The following is an 18,978-nucleotide window of genomic DNA, read 5'->3' on the forward strand; positions in this document are numbered from 1 at the left end:
AATCTGTGTAACTTACAAAAATAACTATGTTTAATTAATTCTAGTAAATATAATTAAATGACTAGAAAGAGTGAGTTACAGATGGCTAAAAAAGATAACTTTAATAATAATGATCCAATATCAAAAGCAGTAGATTTATTACTAGAAAATACTGAAGATTTAACAAAAGTTTTTAAACCTGGCGGTTTATATAAAGAATTAACAAAAAGATTAGTTGAAAAAATGTTGAATTCTGAAATGCAAAATTATTTAGGATATGAAAAAAATCAACATAGTACTACTGAAAATGCTCGTAATGGTACAAGTTCAAAAAAATTAATAACTCAACAAGGTAAAATTGAAATTGATGTACCAAGAGATCGCAATAGTAATTTTACTCCTGTAATAGTTCCTAAAAGGCAAAGAAGATTTGATGGTTTTGATCAACAAGTTCTTTCCTTGTATGCAAAAGGAATGACATTATCTGACATTAGAATGCAGTTGCAAGAGTTATATCATGGTGCTGATATTAGTGAAAGTGTTATTAGTCAAATTACTGATGATGTTATTGATGATGTTAAAGCATGACAAAATCGACCATTAGAAAGTATTTATCCTATTGTTTATTTTGATTGTATAGTAGTTAAAGTACGACAAGATAAACGGATTATTAACAAATCAGTTTATATAGCATTAGGAGTTGATTTAGAAGGCAAAAAAGATGTTTTAGGATTATGAATTAGTGAAAATGAAGGTTCTAAGTTTTGATTATCTAATTTCACAGAAATGAAAAATCGTGGCTTAAATGATATTCTTATTGCTTGTAGTGATAATTTAACAGGCATGTCAGAAGCAATACAATCAGTTTATCCTAAAACAGAACATCAATTATGCATTGTTCATCAAATTAGAAATAGTTTAAAATATGTTTCATACAAACATCGAAAAGGTCTAGTTGCAGATTTAAAACCAATTTATAGTGCATGTAGTGAAGAACAAGCAATGCAAGCTTTAGAATCGTTTGAAAGTAAATGAAATAAACAATATCCTCAAATTACTAAATCTTGATATAAAAATTGAGATAATTTAATGGTTTTTATTAGTTATCCAGTAGAAATCAAAAGAGTGATTTATACTACAAATGCTATTGAATCTGTTAATAGTCAATTACGAAAAATCATCAGAAATAAAAAAGTTTTTCCTAATGATATGGCAGTTTTCAAAATATTTTACTTGGCAATTGAAAATATAACAAAAAAATGAACATTTCCTATTCAAAATTGAAATACAGCAATTGCTCATTTTATGATAAAATTTGAAGACAGAATTAATCTAAATTAGTAACTTTGTAAAACAAAGATACACAGATTATTAAAAAGCCTCTTTATCAAAAATACATTATTTTTTGTATTTGTTTTTTGGTAAATCTTAATTTAAGTTTATATTTGCAAAAAATAATATACAATAAAAAATCTAAAAAAATGTGAATTACAATTACACTTTATCAAAATTATATATGCAATATGTATTGTTTGTCTTTATTTATATTGTGATTCTTAGTTAGTTATGGTATTCTATTATGGTATTCTATATTAAAAGATGGTCTTGTAAGTGAGGTGTTTGTTATGTTAAATTTAGATTTTGTTGGACCTCACGGCATTACTGATACTTATGGTGGATGATTTCATGTTTATGCATTTGCTATTATGTCAGGTATTTTTGCTTCAATTATTGCTTCTTGAGTAAAATTTAAACGTTATCGTGTTCCTACTGATTCTTTAGCATGATCAATAATATTTATTATTCCTGCTTCATTATTTGGTGCTAGTTTTCTTGGTAAGGATGATCCTGATAAGTCAATTAGTTTTTTTGAAAAATTTGCATTTTGAAAACCAGGGATGTCTATTCATGGTGGTGTTTTATTTGGCATTATTGCTGGTGCAATTATTTTTTACTTTGTTGGTCGTAAGTATAAAATATCATTATGAATATATGGCGATTTAATTATTCCTAATATTTTATTAGGGCAGATATTAGGACGTTGAGGTAATTTCTTTAATCATGAATTACTTGGTAACGTTGTAAGTTATGATTCATTATCATGATTACCTGCTTTTATTCGTGATAATTGTTTTAAATTAATTGGTGGACCAAGTGGTAATCCCGAAACGATTAATGGTGAAATTGTTTATCGTGCACCAATATTTCTTTATGAATCAATTGCTAATTTAGGTTTATGATTAGCGATTACATTTATTGTTCCAAATCTTGGTAAATGATTTGGTAAAAAGCCATGAAAAGTGGAACCAGATAAGTTTCAATTTGATTTTAAAGATAATTTTAAATACTGAGGAAAAATAACTTTTAATCCAAAATATTGAAATAAAGTAAATCGTGACCCAAAGCATTTGACTTGAACTAAAATGTGAAATGAAGTTTACTATTATAATCAAGTACCAAAAAATGTAGTAAATAAAGCATTAGCAGAAGTCAAACTTTCTGGTAAGAAAATTAATGATTATATAAATAAAAGCAAAAAACTTTATGAAATAAATAATCCACATCATTATCGAATGATGCATGTAGGTGTTCAAATGGGACTTTACTTTTTTGGATGAAATTTAATTAGATTTATTTTAGAGTTACAGCGCCCACCAGAAGATTTATTTTTAATTAATCGTCCAATCCTTGATTATACAATTTTATTATTGATTACTTTCTTTGGTCTGTTTCTAGCAATATTTGCACAATTTGTTGCAGCAAAATATTTACGTAGCGAAGGATGAACATATGAAAAAGAATATTAATAATATTCTTTTTTATTATTAAAATAATTATTATAACAGAAAATAAGCTATTAAATAGATAATATTAATTAGATTTGGTGTTTTTGTTATAATATTTATATACTAATGTATGAGGTGAAATTAGTGTTAGCAGTAGTAAGTGATGATAGTAGTACTAATACCATTAAGTTTTTAGGTTTTGAGATTCCAATTACTACTTTTTTATATTCAATGGGTGGGTTAGCACTTTTGATTTTTCTGTTATTATTATCAATTTTATTAATAATGTATTTACGCAAAAGGATTTCTATTAAAGGATACTTAAGTTTAGAAGAAAAAGATTATCAATTTGAAGATAAAATTTTGGAAATTGAACATGAAATTGCCAAATTACAAAGAAAATTTTATTCAAGTAAACATATTTCTAAAAAGACAAAAAAATATTTTAACTAATTAAATGTAGGTGATGTATATGTCTAAAATAAAATTTAAATTATTTGATAAATTTTTTTCACAAAAAAATAGGTTATCAGATAAAGAAGATTATCGAAAATCAACTAATAATAACACTTATTTTAGCAATGTTGTACCACCAATTAATAAAAATAAAGAAAATATTCATAATTCTGATTTTAATGAAAACGATTATAATGAAAAAAAATATGATGGTAAAAATATACAAGTTACTAGTTCTTATATAATACCTTTACAAGAAAAAAAGACAGTGCCGATCAATGAAAACTTTACTAAAGAAAAAGATATGTATTATGATCAACCACAAACATTTAATACTATGGAAATAGTTAGTTATAAAAATAGTTTTAAAATTCCAAAACCAATTAGCAGAGAAATTAAATCAGAGAAGCTAAAACAATTGATTTTATTATTTATTGGTGTTATGACATTAATTATTGCTTCAACTTTTATTAGTTTATATTTTGGTATGATTAACATAAAAATTATTCCTCATCCTGTAATTACTATTCCATTAGCAATTATTGCTCTTACTATTATTTTGATTAATATTATTGAATTTGTGACATTAAGAAGAGAAGTGGATTTATATATTGAAAGAACACTAAAAGGATCGCTATTACCTCCTAATTTTATAATTAGAAATTATCGTAAAATTCATGCTAACTTGATAATTATTAATTGAATAAGTATTAGTAGTTATATTGTTCTTGGTATTATTATTGGCATTATGTTTTTGATTAGTGGTCAGAAATTAACTTTTATTATTCAAAAATGAACAGTTAATGTTCCTGATATTATTAAAGATGCAATAACATTAACAATTATTTTAGGTGTTATTTTCTTTATTCATATGATTAATATTGTTATTTTTAAATTTCGTAAACGTAATATTATAAGTTATTATGGCTATGAAATTATTAATCCACAAGAGTTAAATCACTACAAAAAAAAGATAAATAGAATATGTATGATTATTACTATTGGTTTTACTGCTTTAATATTTTTTGCAATTGTTATTCCAATATTTGTATTAAAAAGAAGAAAGAAAAAGTAGTTATTATTTATAATATATATATATATAGTAATAATCATTTTTATAAGGTGTTAATTATGTCAAAAAATTTAAATAAATGAGGAAGAGAAACAATTACTTTCAATGAATTCCAAAATAAAAAATGTCAATTCAAAAGTTGTGAAGAAAATATTTTTAGTCATAGTTTAGATTTAAATTATTTTAAAAAAATGATTTCTGAACATTTAACAAATTTAAATAAATTAGAACAAGAACAAGAGTTATTTAAATTTAGTAACTCTATATATGCAGATGATTTTTGTAAAAATCATTTAATTAAGATATACTTATCTTATCTAAAAGAAATTGATTTTATTAATTTTTTAGTTCCCCATTCTAATGAATCAATAGAATCATGATTTTTCAATTTTTTAATACATAATAAAACTAATGATGAATGATTAAGATACTATCATGATAATAAAGGACCCGATATTTTAAGACCTAGTTTAAAAAAAATAATTCTGGAATGGCAACCCTTTTTAGGACTATTTTTTGGTAGACATTTGTTTTTGATAACTAATTGGAGTTAGGTAGTTTAGAGTACTGTGAATTCTTATGTTGTTATATCAATTGATGTAATCAAATAATTCTAATTTTAATTGGATTAATGATGTAAAATTTTTATCATTAATAAATTCAATTTTGAAAGTTTTAAAAGTTGCTTCAGCAACAGCATTGTCATAAGGACATCCTTTTTTGCTTAAAGATCGAGTTATGTTGAAAGCTAATAAAAGTTTATCAATAGTTTTATTATTGAATTCATTACCGCGATCAGTATGAAATATTTCAATATCTTTTAAACAGTGATTTGATTGCATAAATGCTTGATATACTAATGATGCATCTTTTTTAACTCCAACACTATGTCCAATAATTTCGCGGTTAAATAGGTCGATTAATAGGCAAATATAGTTTCATTTACCATTAACTTGAACATAAGTTAAATCACTAACAATAACTTCATTTTTAATTCTATTATTAAAGTTTCTATTAACAAGATTGGTTATTTGACTATCATTGACTTTATTATGATAATTTTTGAATGATAATTTAGTGTATTTTGATATTAAATTATGCTTATTCATAATTTCTTTAATTTTTCTGCGTGATAAATAAATTTCTTGGTTTGCTAGTATGACTTTTAATCTTCTAGTACCATAAACTTCTTTATTTTCTTTAAAAGCACTAATAACAGCTTGTTCATAAATATTATTTTGAATTTTATTTTTTTTCTTTAAATTAAAATAATATGTTGATTTAGAGAGTTTTAAAAAATGACACATTGTGCGAATTTTATATTTAGATTTATTATTTGCAATAATCTCTACTTTCTGCCTATTATTAGTGCTGCTTGCTTTAAAATATCAATTTCCATTCGTAACTGTTTTAATTCTTTATTTGCTTGAATTAATTGTTTTTCTAAATCTGAAAGATTATCTTTAGTTTTAAAACTACCTGAATTAGTAAATTGCTTAATTCAATTGTAAGTAGCTGCTCTTGTAACATTGTATTCTTTAACAAGGCAAGATACTGATTTGCCACTTTGATATAAAGCTACTATTTGTTTTTTAAATTCATCTGAATATGAGTTAATAGTGACCATAATTATAATTCCTTTCTTTTAACTAATTTGTTCACTTGTCTATGTAATTAGTGTCCAATAAAGTGTAACCCATCCATTCATCTAAATATTTTTTTTCATTTTCATTTTTTTCTATTACTTTTATATTTAATTCTTGTTTTTTATTTTTGTAAAAATTTCATTAATAGTAACCAATTCCACCAGCAAGACACACTAATCCCACTGTAAGAGGATTATTTGGAAGTATTGATTTTAATAAATTAGAAAGTATTTCAGAATTAATTTCGCTCTCATTTGTGTTTAAAAATTTCATTTTTATGTTCCTTTCAAATCAAAATAAAAACCTATTTATTTACAAAAATAAATAGGATAAAAACTTATATTAAATTTTTACTAAATAAATATAGCATAATTTATATATTAATTGTTAATAAGTTATTTAAAATTTTTATAAAAAAGCATATATCCAAAAAAATATTGACTTTCGCGTTAAAGTTATATATATATTACAAAATAGTATTTGAATAAAGTTAATAAATTATATATAGAGGAAGATATAAGATGCCATCAAAATTAGTAATCATGGAATCTCCAGTTAAAAGTAAAGCAGTACAATCATATTTAGGTAATGATTATTTAGTGTTATCTTCGGATGGACACATTCGTAATTTAGCAATTAAAGGTCAATATGGTTTGGGAATTGATTTAGAAACTTTTGAACCAATTTACAAAATTGATCGCAAAAAAATGCCAAAGGTAAAAGAATTAAAAAGTAAATTAAAAAGTATTACTCATGTTTATCTAGCAACCGATCATGATCGCGAAGGAGAAGCAATTGCTTATCATTTAGATCAAGTATTAGCAACAAGTAATATATCATCACGAATAACTTTTAATGAAATTACTAAAGATGCAATTTTAACAGCATTTAAATCTCCACATAGTATTGATTTACCATTAGTTCGTAGTCAAGAAGCAAGAAGAATGGTTGATCGTATCATTGGTTTTCGCTTAAGTAATCTATTACAAAAAAAGATCGGTTCACGTAGTGCAGGGAGAGTACAATCAGTAGCATTAAAATTAATAGCAACAAGAGAACGTGAAATTACTAATTTTATTAGTAAAGAATTTTGAACAATTAATAGTACTTATCAAAAAAAAATAATATTAAATTGTGAAAAATATAAAGAAGAACTGTTAGTTATTAATAATGAACAAGAAGCAGTTGCTATTAAAAATGCATTAAGTGATAGTTATCAAGTAATTTCTGTTACTGAACAAAATCGTAAGCGTAATTCATTAAATCCATTTACTACTAGTAGTTTATTACAAGCAGCATCAACGCAATTAAATTTTAGTACTGCTAAAACAACGCTTATTGCTCAGCAATTGTATGAAGGAATTGATGTTAATGGAACACTTACCGGATTTATTAGTTATCCTCGTACTGATTCAATACGTTTAAATGATAAATTTATTGAAAATGCCAAAACATTAATTGTTAATGAATATGGTGACCAATATCTTGGGCAGAAGAAAGAACAGACTAATAAAAAAAATGTGCAAGATGCTCATGAAGCAATCAGACCAACTGATTTAACAATGAATAATAAACGTGCTATTGATTTTTTAAATAAAGATCAATTAAAACTTTATAATTTAATTTATTTTCGTGCCCTTAGTTCATTAATGCCACCAGCACAATTAATTAGTACTACTGTTTTATTTAAAAATAATGATTATCAATTTCGTTTAACAGGACAACAAATCAAGTTTAAAGGATTTTTAACGCTTGATATAGAAAGTCTTAAAAATGAAGAACTTTTAGTTTTACCAAAATTTGAAAAAAATCAAATTATTAAAGTTGAGTCAGTAAATTTACAGCAACACTTTACTAAACCAAAACCAAGATACACAGAAGCTAAATTAATTAAAACATTAGAAGAACTAGGAATTGGTCGACCATCAACTTATAATCCAATTATGAACACTATTAAAGAACGCGGTTATGTTATTATTGAAAATAAGTCTTTTAAAGCTACTGAGAAAGGTCTTTTAACTAATGATAAACTTCAAGAGTTTTTTTATGATATTATTAATGAGACATATACTTCACAAGTTGAAACTCAATTAGATCAAATTGCTCATGGTAATTTTGATATGCATCAAGTGGTAAAAGACTTTTGAGTTAAGTTTGAACCAAGGATTGATGATGCTTTTGATAAAATGACTGAGTTTAAAATTAAACCAGTTTTATTAGATCAAGATTGTCCACTTTGTGGTGCCCCACTTGTGCAAAGAACAGGAAGATATGGTAAATTTAACGGTTGTTCAGCATTTCCAAAATGTCGATATATTCAAAAACAATTAGAAAAAATTAAACCTTGTTTAGTATGTACAGATGGTTGAATGGTTGTTAAATCTTCAAAACAAAATCGAAAATTTTTAGGGTGTACTAATTATCCAAATTGTAAACATGTTGAAAAGTATAAAGAAATAGCTTCTGATAAAGAAGTAAAGTAGGTGAAACGCATGTTAAAAGATTATATATTATTAATAGATAAACCTTCATTTATGACATCACAAGATTGTCTTGTTGTTATTAAAAAACGTTTGAAATTAAATAAAATTGGTCATACAGGTACGTTAGATCCTTTAGCAACAGGACTAATGGTAGTACTTGTGAATGAAGCAACCAAAATTAGTGATTTTATTTTAAAAAGTGATAAAGTTTACATTGCAAAAATGCAACTATTTTTAAAAACCGACACCGGCGATATTACTGGTAAAATTATTGAATCAAAACCACATCTTGATTTAAAAGAATCAGAAATTGTTAAAGCACTTGAATTTTATAATAATCGTCAATATGAGCAAATAATTCTTGCTTATGCAGCAGTTAAAATTAATGGTAAAAAACTTTATGAATATGCTCGCGAGAATATTCCTGTTGAATTACCAAAACGTAAGGTTTATATTAAATCTTTAAAATTAATTAGTTTTAATAATGATTTAGTTACTTTTGAAGTAGTATGTTCAAAAGGAACTTATGTTCGAGCTTTGGTTACTGACATTGCTAGAATTTTACATACATCAGCAACTTTAACTTATTTGAGAAGAATTCATCAATCGGGTTTTGATTTAAGTAATGCCTTAAATTTAGATGTTATCAATGAAGAAACAGTTAGTAAAAATCATATTAGTATTTATGATGGTGTTAAAAATATTATGCCAGCGATTGTTGTTGATAATAGTAAAAGTGTTATTGATGGTAAACCTTTAGTTATTGATAGTATTAATGAGCCATATGTTTTAGTTGTTAATTCTGAACATTTGCCATTAGCTATTTATCGTAATCAAAAAAATAATTTATACGTAAGCCAACGAGGTTTTAAATGTAATGAAGATATTAAAATTGAAAAATCTAAATATTCAAAATCAAAAATTGATGTCTAAACCAATTATTGCTTGTTGAGGATTTTTTGATGGTATTCATCAAGGTCATCAAGCCTTATTTAAACAATTATTAGTTAATTCAACAATAAATAATTATCAAACATGTATTATTAGTTTTGATAGAAAACCACAAAGTGTAATTAGTAATAAAAATAATGAGGTTTTATTAAGTAATGAAGATAAAATTAAAACAATTGCTAAATATAATTTTGATTATTATTGGGAAATTAAGTTTAGTAAAGAAATAGCAACACTTTCACCAGAGCAATTTATTTCGTGATTATTGGCAAATAATGTTAAAGCAGTAGTTGTTAATCCAAATATTAGGTTTGGTTATCAAGGGCAAGGTAATATTAAAACATTACAACAATCTTCATTACAAGTTTATCTTTGTAATGATATTATTATTAATAATAACAAAGTTTCTTCAACTTATATTAAACAACTTTTACAAAATAAAGATATTAGTAGTGCTAATCTTTGTTTACAACAAGAGCCATATACAATTAGTGGTAAAGTAGTTCATGGTATTAAAGAGGCTAGAATGATTAATTTTCCAACTGCTAATTTATCGTTATTAACAAACTATGCACTACCAGGTCTTGCTACTTATATTACGCTTACTGAAGTAGATAATAAATGATATCAAAGTATGACAGTAATTATGTTACGTAATAATAAGCCGTTAGTTGAAACTTACTTATTAAACTTTAATCAAGATTTATATGGAAAAATCATTAAAGTTAGATTTTTAGATTTTCTTCGTGATAATTTAAAATTTACTAATTTAGATGATTTAAAAAAACAAGTGGATAAAGATTTAATAGAAACAATTAAATATTTTGCTAATTCTAGTAGTAAATTATTAAAGCCATAATAATTGTGATATTCTTTATATTTACAATAATTATTAAACATTATAAATACTATTTATTAAAAACTATTTCCAGTAAAATTAAATTTTATTGTATATGCTAATGAAAAATAAAAAAGAAAAAAGGGAGTAAATAAATAATGAAATATTGAGTAAAAGAATTTATAAATCAAATAAAAGATAATAATGAAATTTGTGCAAACTGTGATTATAAAAAAAATTTACATAAAAATATTACTTCAAATGATAATTGTCAAATTGTAAATGATGAAAGAATGCCATTGTTACAAGAACACACTTCAAATAATAAATGTATAGTTATTGAAATAGAATCAAACATTTCAGCTGTTAATAATATAGTAGAAATAAATTTACAAGGAAAACAAATTGAACAAAAAAAACAGACTACTAATAAATTACCTAATTATGGTTCAATTTGTTAAGAAGTTAAAACTACATAATCAGACTTAAAATGATGAATTATTTAAATAACTTATTTTAATAGATTAGTTAATTTACTTTCACTAATTTCTTTATATATGTTTAAATTAGTTTGTTCGTATAAATAACAAGCTCAATAATATCAAATTAAATTTTGATAATTCATTCATTTTTTAGCAATAATTGTTTGTTCATTATTTAAATTAAAACAATTAAATCAAGTATTAATTTCGGTTTCAGAAGTTAAACTTTCAGAAGCAAAAGAGGCAATATCAAATAATTCATCATTTCAACAGGCAAAATCTCAATCAATTAAATATCAGCAATTATTTTTTTTAACAAAATTATTTAATGTTAAATCATTATGAGATAAAACAATTGTTGTTGGTTGATAAGTAACAATTCATTTGATTACCTCACTGGTTATTTTTTCTAAGCAAGGATTACTAGTAGTTAAATTACAGTATAAATTAAGTTGTTCTAAGCCTTTTCAAGTTTTAATTAATGATTTATTATCAAATTTAATATTATGTAGTTGTTTTACCAATGATGAAATTTGTTCTAATATTTGTTTATTAATTATTTGTTCGCTTAAATTAATTAAATTATGATAATATGGCATTAAGGTTAATAGTTTATTATTAATATTGACTTCATTAATAGGTAATGTAAATTTTTTTGATTTAATTAATTTAATAACATTAATTTGATTTGTAAAATTCAAAAAAGGTTGCAAAATATCTTTAGATTGTTTTAAAAAAAAATGTTTATTTACTAAAAATAAGTCATTGGTTAAACCTTTTGTTTTTAATAGTTCTAATTGATATGGTGGTTTAATAGTTTTAAATTTCAAAATGACACCTCTATTTTGCTTGTATTGTCCGTAATAAAATTATACAATTTATTAAATAAAAATTATTGAAAGTAAGTGATAGTATGTTAAAAAAAGGTTATATTCATATTTATAAAGGTGAAGGAAGAGGTAAAACCTCAATTCTTAATGGTATGGTAATTAGAGCATTGGGTAATAATCTTAATGTTAGTTACTTACGTTTTTTAAAAAATCGTCCTTCTGGTGAAATTAATTTTTTAAAACAAAATACTAAACTTAAAATTGAAAGTTTTTATGAATCTTCGCAAAAATTTTTTTGAGAAATGGATGAAGAAGAAAAAAATAAATTAAAACAAGAAACTAATTATGGTCTTACTAGATTAAAACTGTTAAGTCAAAGTGATAATACTGATCTTATTGTTGTTGATGAAATTTTAGGGTGTATTCAAAATAATTTGATTAAAGAACAAGACTTAATTGAAATTTTAAAAAATAAAAAAAGACATATTGAAATTGCATTATCTGGTAGATATGCATCTTTTGCCTTAGAACAATGTGCTAATTTAATTAGTGAAGTTAAATCAATTAAACATTATTTTGAACAAGGTCAAATTGCTCGTGAAGGGATTGATTATTAATGACTGCTAAAACCTTATGGTTTGCATCTAATAATATCGGTAAAATTAATGAATTAAAGAGTATATTACAAACAAAGGGATATAATGTCAAATCAATGTTAGATCTTAATTCTCCTCTTGAAATTAATGAAACAGGTACATCATTTATTGAAAATGCAATTTTAAAAGCAACAACACTTGCAAAATTAGTGAATGGTCCTGTTATTGCTGATGATTCAGGATTAGAAATATTGGCTTTAAATAATTTTCCTGGTGTTAACTCAGCACGATGAAAGGGAGAAATGTCCTATCATGATGCAATGTTAGACATTTTAGAACAAATGGAAGGTGAAACTAATCGTGCAGCAGTATTTATTTCTGCTATTGCTTATGTTGATTTTGATCATAAGATTACTAAAGCATTTATTGGTAAACTTGAAGGTGAAATCACTACTGAGATAAAAGGTAATGATGGTTTTGGTTACGATCAAATATTTTATGTTCCAGTAGTACATGCTACTTTAGGTGAATTGTCATTAGCAGATAAAAATAAAATTTCTCATCATAATTCAGCAATTGAGCAATTATTAACATTTTTACAAGAACAAAATTAGATAGTTAAAATGAAAATAAAAAGGATGATTTAATTTTGTCATAATCATTAACAGATTCATAATTACCATTATTAACTGGTAATAACAATAATATTAAAACTACCACTACTCCTATTTGAAAATCAGGAATAAAACCATTTAGTTTAATTAGTTTATCATGAACAGTTTCAATAATTATGTCACCAATTGTGGCAATAACTAACTATTGAAAAAATACTACCAAATTTGAATTTGTAAATGGATGAAATGACTTTATTATGAGACCCACTACTTTTATTAGTAGGAGGCTTTTTAATAATCTGTGTATCTTTGTTTTACAAAGTTACTAATTTAGATTAATTCTGTCTTCAAATTTTATCATAAAATGAGCAATTGCTGTATTTCAATTTTGAATAGGCAATGTTCATTTTTTTGTTATATTTTCAATTGCCAAGTAAAATATTTTGAAAACTGCCATATCATTAGGAAAAACTTTTTTATTTCTGATGATTTTTCGTAATTGACTATTAACAGATTCAATAGCATTTGTAGTATAAATCACTCTTTTGATTTCTACTGGATAACTAATAAAAACCATTAAATTATCTCAATTTTTATATCAAGATTTAGTAATTTGAGGATATTGTTTATTTCATTTACTTTCAAACGATTCTAAAGCTTGCATTGCTTGTTCTTCACTACATGCACTATAAATTGGTTTTAAATCTGCAACTAGACCTTTTCGATGTTTGTATGAAACATATTTTAAACTATTTCTAATTTGATGAACAATGCATAATTGATGTTCTGTTTTAGGATAAACTGATTGTATTGCTTCTGACATGCCTGTTAAATTATCACTACAAGCAATAAGAATATCATTTAAGCCACGATTTTTCATTTCTGTGAAATTAGATAATCAAAACTTAGAACCTTCATTTTCACTAATTCATAATCCTAAAACATCTTTTTTGCCTTCTAAATCAACTCCTAATGCTATATAAACTGATTTGTTAATAATCCGTTTATCTTGTCGTACTTTAACTACTATACAATCAAAATAAACAATAGGATAAATACTTTCTAATGGTCGATTTTGTCATGCTTTAACATCATCAATAACATCATCAGTAATTTGACTAATAACACTTTCACTAATATCAGCACCATGATATAACTCTTGCAACTGCATTCTAATGTCAGATAATGTCATTCCTTTTGCATACAAGGAAAGAACTTGTTGATCAAAACCATCAAATCTTCTTTGCCTTTTAGGAACTATTACAGGAGTAAAATTACTATTGCGATCTCTTGGTACATCAATTTCAATTTTACCTTGTTGAGTTATTAATTTTTTTGAACTTGTACCATTACGAGCATTTTCAGTAGTACTATGTTGATTTTTTTCATATCCTAAATAATTTTGCATTTCAGAATTCAACATTTTTTCAACTAATCTTTTTGTTAATTCTTTATATAAACCGCCAGGTTTAAAAACTGTTGTTAAATCTTCAGTATTTTCTAGTAATAAATCTACTGCTTTTGATATTGGATCATTATTATTAAAGTTATCTTTTTTAGCCATCTGTAACTCACTCTTTCTAGTCATTTAATTATATTTACTAGAATTAATTAAACATAGTTATTTTTGTAAGTTACACAGATTACTAAACATTTCCGTCAAAATACTTCTTTTTGTTCTTTTGTAAAGAGTTCAATTTGTTCTATTGTGAATGCAGGTATTTGTTCACTTGTAAAACTTTGTATTTGTTTTGTTGTGAGTGCTTGTATTTGTTGAATTGTGAAACTTTTTATTTGTTCTTTGGTGAATGCGGGTATTTGTTCACTTGTAAAACTTTGTATTTGTTCTTTGGTGAATGCAGGTATTTGTTCACTTGTAAAACTTTGTATTTGCTCAGGTAATAATGCTTGTATTTGTTTTTCTGTTAGTACTTGTATTTGTTCTGTTGTAAAAGCAGAGATTTGTCAAAATGTAAATTGTTCAATTTGATGTGGCATTAATGCGGGTATTTGTTCGCTTGTTAGTGCTTGTATTTGTTGAAGTGTAAAACTTTTTATTTGTTCTGCTGTAAATGTTTTAATTTGTCAATTTGTTAATCATTTTATTTGTTTTGTTGATAATCTTTGTATTTGTTCAGTTGTGAGTGTTGAAACCAATATATTTGTGCTTCTTTTTTTTATGTCTATTTTTGTTTTTAGTTGTTGTTAATGGCGTTGTTATTTGTTGTCTTAACTTTTTTCCTCATTCTTGTGATTTTAAAAAATTTTGATATGTTTGTTCAACTTTATTTTTGTATTCTTGAATAGAATTTTTTCAAGTAATATTTTTTATATTAGTAGGATCTGTACTGTTAGTATTAAAAGTTACCAATTCACTGGTATTATTAATAAGTAAATCATTCATTTTAGATACCTCTTTTTAACTATAAAACTCATTACTTTTTTTAAAGTAATGAGTTAGAAATGTTTAGAATTATTGTTATTTTTACTAAATCTGCTTATCTACTAAAATTTTAGCACCTTATAAATAAAATACAATAAAAAATAAACACGTATTTTAGTTATATAAATTTATAAAAAATGGAATAAAAAATATTAAGAAATAAAAAAGTAAAAGAAGATATATAATTATCTTCTTTTAAAAATTATATAGTTTTTTTAGCAGCAGTTTTTAATAGATTACCTGTGATTAAAGCTGTTAGTTGATCAAAAAACTGATTTGGACCATCAATAGTTCCTCATTCTTGACCAACAGTTATTAGTTTACCTTTATTAACAATAAAAACAATTGGTAAAGCTTTAAATGCTCTTTTTTTATCAACAGGATTTTGAATTTCCTTGACACCTGAATCAGCAACAGGTGCTGAACTATTATCAGAAATTTTATGGTCAAGTAGTCAATGATAAATTTGTTGTTGTCAACTAATTTTTTTATCATTTCAAAATTGGTTAACAATATCACTACTAGGGTTGGCATAAGGAGATTTTTCATAAATTTTAATATCAATAGTTCCATTAGTAGTAACACTGTTTATTTCAGTTTTCTTTTCTGTTAATCAGTTATCTCATTTACTTGGTACATTATTATTTTTGATTTGCATTGTGTGTAAACCGTCAATAATTTGCTTAGAAAGTGGATTATCAGCAGCACCAAGTATGCCAAAAAAAGCATGCCCACTATTAACATCACTAATAAATTCTTGATATTTTGAATCATCTGTACAAGCACTAACTTGTAAACTAGTTGTTGTGCCTATTATTAAGGCTGCTATTAGTCCAAATTTTTTACGCATTTATTTTCATCACCTTCAATATAATATCATAAAGTTATATGAGTAATAAATTAATAATTAAATATAACGTACTAAGTATACTATGTTATAATCTTAATAACAATATAAAAATCAAAAGGAGTAGTTTTTTTTCTATATGGACAGTAATTGGTATATTTATTTAATAATATTGCTAGTTTTATTATTTTTAAGTGGTTTTTATTCATCTGCTGAAACATCATTAACTTCTTTAAATGTTATAAGAATTAAATCTATTGGTAAATTACGTAGTAAGAAAAGTCGTCGTGCTAATATTGTATTTAAGTTAGTTAAAAATTATAATGTAACTTTAACAACAATTTTACTTGGTAACACAGTAATTAATGTTGGAATTGGTACTTTAAGTACCATATTATTTATTGATTCTTTTCATGTTTCTCCTACTTATGGTCCTTTAATATCAACTTTAGTTTCGGCGATTGTTGTTTTAATTATTGGTGAAATTATACCTAAAAGTGTTGCAAAATTACATCCTGAGACAATAGCTTTAAATTATGCATATATTTTGTATATTCTTAATATTATTTTTTATCCAATAACTTTTATTGTTACTTTATTTCAATTTAAAAGTAAAAAACCAACAAGTTCTGAACAAGAACTTATTGAACTGATTTCAATAATTGAAAGAGAAGGAGTTCTTGAAAAAGCAGAACGTGATTTAATTGAATCTGCAATTAAATTTGATGAAAAATCAGTTTTTCAAGCTATGCATCTCAAAAGTAAAATTAAATATATTTATGATGATACGCCACCTAAAGTTATTAAACATCTATATTTAGAAGAAAAATATAGTAGAATTCCTCTTTTAGATCATGTTAATCAAAATGTAATTGGTATTTTAAATATTAAAGAATTTATTATTAATATGTTAGAAAATGAAAATCCAGATTTATTACAATTAATGTTACCAGCAATTTTTATTTCTAAGCGTACTAAGTTAAATGAAGCATTGGAAATTTTACAAACCGAAAGAATGCATATGGCTATTGTCTGCAATAATAAAGATAAAAAAGATTTTAATGGTATTATTACACTTGAAGATATTCTTGAAGAATTAGTTGGTGAAATTTATGATGAAACTGATGAAATTGGATTGATACAAGAAATAGGAACACATAAGTTTCGTGTTGATGGTTCTTCAAAACTTGAAGTATTATTTAAACGTTATTTAAAAAGAAAACCTCCAAATTATAATAAACAAACTGTCCAAGAATGATATATGTTTAAAACAAAAGTAAAGAAAGTAAGGAAAAATAGCCCACTTTTAAAATTTCGAAATTTTTCATTTAAAGTTATAAAGGTTCGCAAAGAATTTGCTGTTTTTGAAGTTGAAATTTTTACTAATAAAAAAATTAAAAATAAATGAGAATAGTTAGTGCAGTATTTTTATTTAAATGCTACAATGTAAAATCATAATTATAATTATGATATGAAGGGGAGGTTAATTATGAAAAAAGGTATTAAATTAGTAACTATGATTACAGCATTAAATCTTGTAACAGTTAATGGTTTAATGTTAACGTTTTCTCCAGACAGTGATCATTATGTCTATTTAAATAAGCATGATGCTAATGCTAGTTTATTAAAATGAAAACTTTCACCAGAAGATGCAAAGATGGTAAAAAAATATGAATATAAAATACATCAAATGGCAAGTAAAGAAAGTATTGATGAATTTAATAACTTGTATGATAATAATAAAAGTGATGTAATTTGAAGTAATTATGATAGTTTACAATATGATTTAACTCATACTAAAATTGGTGGTAAAACCATTGATGTTAATTGAGTTGAAATGTATAAAAAAGCTGGTTTAAATAATGAACAATTACAATTAGCAGAGCAACAACAATTACGTTTTTATAATATTTTTGCTAAAGTTTTTCATAAAAACACTGTTATTAAACTAATTCAAAAAGTAGCACCAGTTGCTGTAAGTGATAGCACAGTAGCATGAACTGCTTTTAATTCAAAAGCTGATAATCAACGTATGGGTTATGGTCCTGAATTTGCAAATATTAATTTAATTGATCAACAATTTCAAGAGGGATTTTGATCTTCAGATCAAATAATTAGTGTTACAACTCACGAATATGGTCATGCTTTAAGTAATTTTATTGGTTTAAGTGCTGATGAAAGAAATTCATTTAATGCTAATTGAAAGTGACCAGATAGCAGTTATAGTGATATTAATACTAATATGACATCAGTTTCTCATAAACTAACCGTTAACAATGATAACAAACAAATTTATGATCGTACTTGATATTTAATTGATTATTTAGGTCAACAAGCAAAATTAACTAATATTAAGCAAAAATTATTATTTGGTTTAATAACAGTTAATAGTAATTATGGTCGTAGTGCCTGATTTAATGGTAAATATAATATAAATCTTGATGATGAATTTTTTGCCGAAAGTTTTGCTAGGTGAATTTTAACGCCCCAGAATCAGCGTGATTGAGGATGAGAATTAGAAAATAGTTTTTTCTTACATTATTTACCAACGGTTTTATAGCATTTTACTAGTTAAAAAGGAGAATTATTTCTCCTTTTTTATTATTTGGTATAATAAATTTAAATAAAAGAATTGAGGAAAGTAGGTAATTTTATGTTTGGCAAAAATATCCATGATCATGAATCACAGCAAAAAAGTTGTTTAAAATGTCAGTATGAAAAACTTTTTAAAACAGGTAAAATATTATTTGATGAATGAGATAAACAACCACCAGCATCTGCTCAATTACTTAAAATAAAAAAGCAATTAAATGAATTAAAAATTAAAATTGAAGAACAAAAAAATGATTCGGAATTAAAGTTTTGTGCCAATCACCCAGAAATTTTTGACTTCTTGCCTTTAGAAGTTTTATAGTTTTTTTGTATTAATAGTATTAAAATATTTATATTTAGTAG

21 protein-coding genes are annotated in these 18,978 nt (G+C 24.5%); 14 read left to right on the forward strand and 7 right to left on the reverse strand.

Annotated features, from left to right (window positions below):
* The first annotated feature begins 81 nt into the window (after nucleotides 1-81).
* From AACK94_RS03125 to AACK94_RS03145, 5 genes are all read left to right on the forward strand, one after another.
* A complete protein-coding gene (locus AACK94_RS03125; protein ID WP_338976323.1) occupies nucleotides 82-1,320 on the forward strand; it encodes an IS256 family transposase in 1,239 nt (412 codons plus the stop codon).
* A gap of 284 nt (nucleotides 1,321-1,604) precedes the next feature.
* Nucleotides 1,605-2,786 (forward strand): prolipoprotein diacylglyceryl transferase, encoded by a 1,182-nt coding sequence (locus AACK94_RS03130; protein ID WP_338976183.1) that lies wholly within the window; start codon nucleotides 1,605-1,607, stop codon nucleotides 2,784-2,786.
* Between the two features lie 123 nt (nucleotides 2,787-2,909).
* Entirely contained in the window at nucleotides 2,910-3,218 is a 309-nt protein-coding gene (locus tag AACK94_RS03135) for a hypothetical protein (protein ID WP_174480536.1), read from the forward strand.
* A 19-nt stretch (nucleotides 3,219-3,237) separates the two neighbouring features.
* Complete coding sequence (locus AACK94_RS03140) at nucleotides 3,238-4,296, forward strand: MSC_0882 family membrane protein (protein WP_338976184.1); 1,059 nt, start codon at nucleotides 3,238-3,240, stop codon at nucleotides 4,294-4,296.
* Between the two features lie 56 nt (nucleotides 4,297-4,352).
* Nucleotides 4,353-4,847 carry a hypothetical protein gene (locus AACK94_RS03145; protein WP_338976185.1) on the forward strand — a complete coding sequence of 165 codons (495 nt, stop codon included), beginning with the start codon at nucleotides 4,353-4,355 and terminating at the stop codon, nucleotides 4,845-4,847.
* On the opposite strand, the gene AACK94_RS03150 is transcribed toward AACK94_RS03145, so the two are convergent.
* Nucleotides 4,803-5,920, reverse strand: a protein-coding gene (locus tag AACK94_RS03150) for an IS3 family transposase (RefSeq protein WP_338975281.1) whose coding sequence is annotated in 2 segments (ribosomal slippage) — nucleotides 4,803-5,650 and nucleotides 5,650-5,920 — 1,119 coding nt in all. Because the reading frame shifts where the segments join, the coding sequence is not laid out codon by codon here. The two genes, AACK94_RS03145 and AACK94_RS03150, sit on opposite strands and share 45 nt — an antisense overlap.
* Before the next feature lie 160 nt (nucleotides 5,921-6,080).
* Nucleotides 6,081-6,212 carry a hypothetical protein gene (locus AACK94_RS03155; RefSeq protein WP_338976186.1) on the reverse strand — a complete coding sequence of 44 codons (132 nt, stop codon included), beginning with the start codon at nucleotides 6,210-6,212 and terminating at the stop codon, nucleotides 6,081-6,083.
* A 248-nt stretch (nucleotides 6,213-6,460) separates the two neighbouring features.
* On the opposite strand from AACK94_RS03155, the gene topA reads away from it, so the two are divergent.
* From topA to AACK94_RS03175, 4 genes are all read left to right on the forward strand, one after another.
* Nucleotides 6,461-8,422 (forward strand): type I DNA topoisomerase, encoded by a 1,962-nt coding sequence (gene topA, locus AACK94_RS03160; protein ID WP_338976187.1) that lies wholly within the window; start codon nucleotides 6,461-6,463, stop codon nucleotides 8,420-8,422.
* 9 nt (nucleotides 8,423-8,431) lie between these two features.
* Nucleotides 8,432-9,355: a tRNA pseudouridine(55) synthase TruB gene (gene truB / locus AACK94_RS03165; protein WP_338976188.1), complete on the forward strand. Its 924-nt coding sequence runs from the start codon at nucleotides 8,432-8,434 to the stop codon at nucleotides 9,353-9,355.
* Nucleotides 9,300-10,232, forward strand: a complete 933-nt coding sequence (ribF, locus tag AACK94_RS03170) for a riboflavin biosynthesis protein RibF (protein WP_338976190.1) — start codon at nucleotides 9,300-9,302, stop codon at nucleotides 10,230-10,232. The genes truB and ribF overlap by 56 nt, the downstream gene beginning before the upstream one ends.
* 137 nt (nucleotides 10,233-10,369) lie before the next feature.
* Nucleotides 10,370-10,672, forward strand: coding sequence for a hypothetical protein (locus AACK94_RS03175; protein ID WP_338976192.1), 303 nt, complete (start codon nucleotides 10,370-10,372; stop codon nucleotides 10,670-10,672).
* 50 nt (nucleotides 10,673-10,722) lie between these two features.
* On the opposite strand, the gene AACK94_RS03180 is transcribed toward AACK94_RS03175, so the two are convergent.
* On the reverse strand, nucleotides 10,723-11,523 hold the full coding sequence (locus tag AACK94_RS03180) for a phosphotransferase (RefSeq protein ID WP_338976193.1): 801 nt from the start codon (nucleotides 11,521-11,523) through the stop codon (nucleotides 10,723-10,725).
* Nucleotides 11,524-11,606: 83 nt separating this feature from the next.
* On the opposite strand from AACK94_RS03180, the gene AACK94_RS03185 reads away from it, so the two are divergent.
* On the forward strand, nucleotides 11,607-12,140 hold the full coding sequence (locus tag AACK94_RS03185; RefSeq protein ID WP_338976195.1) for a cob(I)yrinic acid a,c-diamide adenosyltransferase: 534 nt from the start codon (nucleotides 11,607-11,609) through the stop codon (nucleotides 12,138-12,140).
* The gene (rdgB, locus tag AACK94_RS03190) at nucleotides 12,140-12,733 is read left to right on the forward strand and encodes an RdgB/HAM1 family non-canonical purine NTP pyrophosphatase (protein ID WP_338976196.1); all 594 of its coding nucleotides are present in this window, start codon (nucleotides 12,140-12,142) and stop codon (nucleotides 12,731-12,733) included. Before AACK94_RS03185 ends, rdgB begins: the two co-directional genes overlap by 1 nt.
* Before the next feature lie 325 nt (nucleotides 12,734-13,058).
* Here the strand turns inward: rdgB and AACK94_RS03195 are convergent, their stop codons facing one another.
* The 4 genes from AACK94_RS03195 to AACK94_RS03210 form a co-directional block, all read right to left on the reverse strand.
* Nucleotides 13,059-14,297: an IS256 family transposase gene (locus AACK94_RS03195; RefSeq protein ID WP_281749630.1), complete on the reverse strand. Its 1,239-nt coding sequence runs from the start codon at nucleotides 14,295-14,297 to the stop codon at nucleotides 13,059-13,061.
* A gap of 47 nt (nucleotides 14,298-14,344) precedes the next feature.
* Nucleotides 14,345-14,890: a hypothetical protein gene (locus AACK94_RS03200; protein ID WP_338976198.1), complete on the reverse strand. Its 546-nt coding sequence runs from the start codon at nucleotides 14,888-14,890 to the stop codon at nucleotides 14,345-14,347.
* The gene (locus AACK94_RS03205) at nucleotides 14,811-15,137 is read right to left on the reverse strand and encodes a hypothetical protein (protein ID WP_338976199.1); all 327 of its coding nucleotides are present in this window, start codon (nucleotides 15,135-15,137) and stop codon (nucleotides 14,811-14,813) included. Before AACK94_RS03205 ends, AACK94_RS03200 begins: the two co-directional genes overlap by 80 nt.
* A 241-nt stretch (nucleotides 15,138-15,378) precedes the next feature.
* A complete protein-coding gene (locus tag AACK94_RS03210) occupies nucleotides 15,379-16,026 on the reverse strand; it encodes a hypothetical protein (RefSeq protein ID WP_338976200.1) in 648 nt (215 codons plus the stop codon).
* Nucleotides 16,027-16,162: 136 nt separating this feature from the next.
* Here AACK94_RS03210 and AACK94_RS03215 point away from each other — a divergent pair, with 136 nt between their 5' ends.
* From AACK94_RS03215 to AACK94_RS03225, 3 genes are all read left to right on the forward strand, one after another.
* A complete protein-coding gene (locus tag AACK94_RS03215) occupies nucleotides 16,163-17,437 on the forward strand; it encodes a hemolysin family protein (protein ID WP_338976202.1) in 1,275 nt (424 codons plus the stop codon).
* Between the two features lie 75 nt (nucleotides 17,438-17,512).
* On the forward strand, nucleotides 17,513-18,583 hold the full coding sequence (locus AACK94_RS03220) for a hypothetical protein (protein ID WP_338976203.1): 1,071 nt from the start codon (nucleotides 17,513-17,515) through the stop codon (nucleotides 18,581-18,583).
* Between the two features lie 93 nt (nucleotides 18,584-18,676).
* A complete protein-coding gene (locus tag AACK94_RS03225) occupies nucleotides 18,677-18,937 on the forward strand; it encodes a hypothetical protein (protein ID WP_281749201.1) in 261 nt (86 codons plus the stop codon).
* Nucleotides 18,938-18,978 lie beyond the last annotated feature (41 nt).

This window comes from Spiroplasma endosymbiont of Monopis laevigella (assembly GCF_964019975.1).
GTDB classification, from domain to species: domain Bacteria; phylum Bacillota_I; class Bacilli_A; order Mycoplasmatales; family VBWQ01; genus Spiroplasma_E; species Spiroplasma_E ixodetis_A.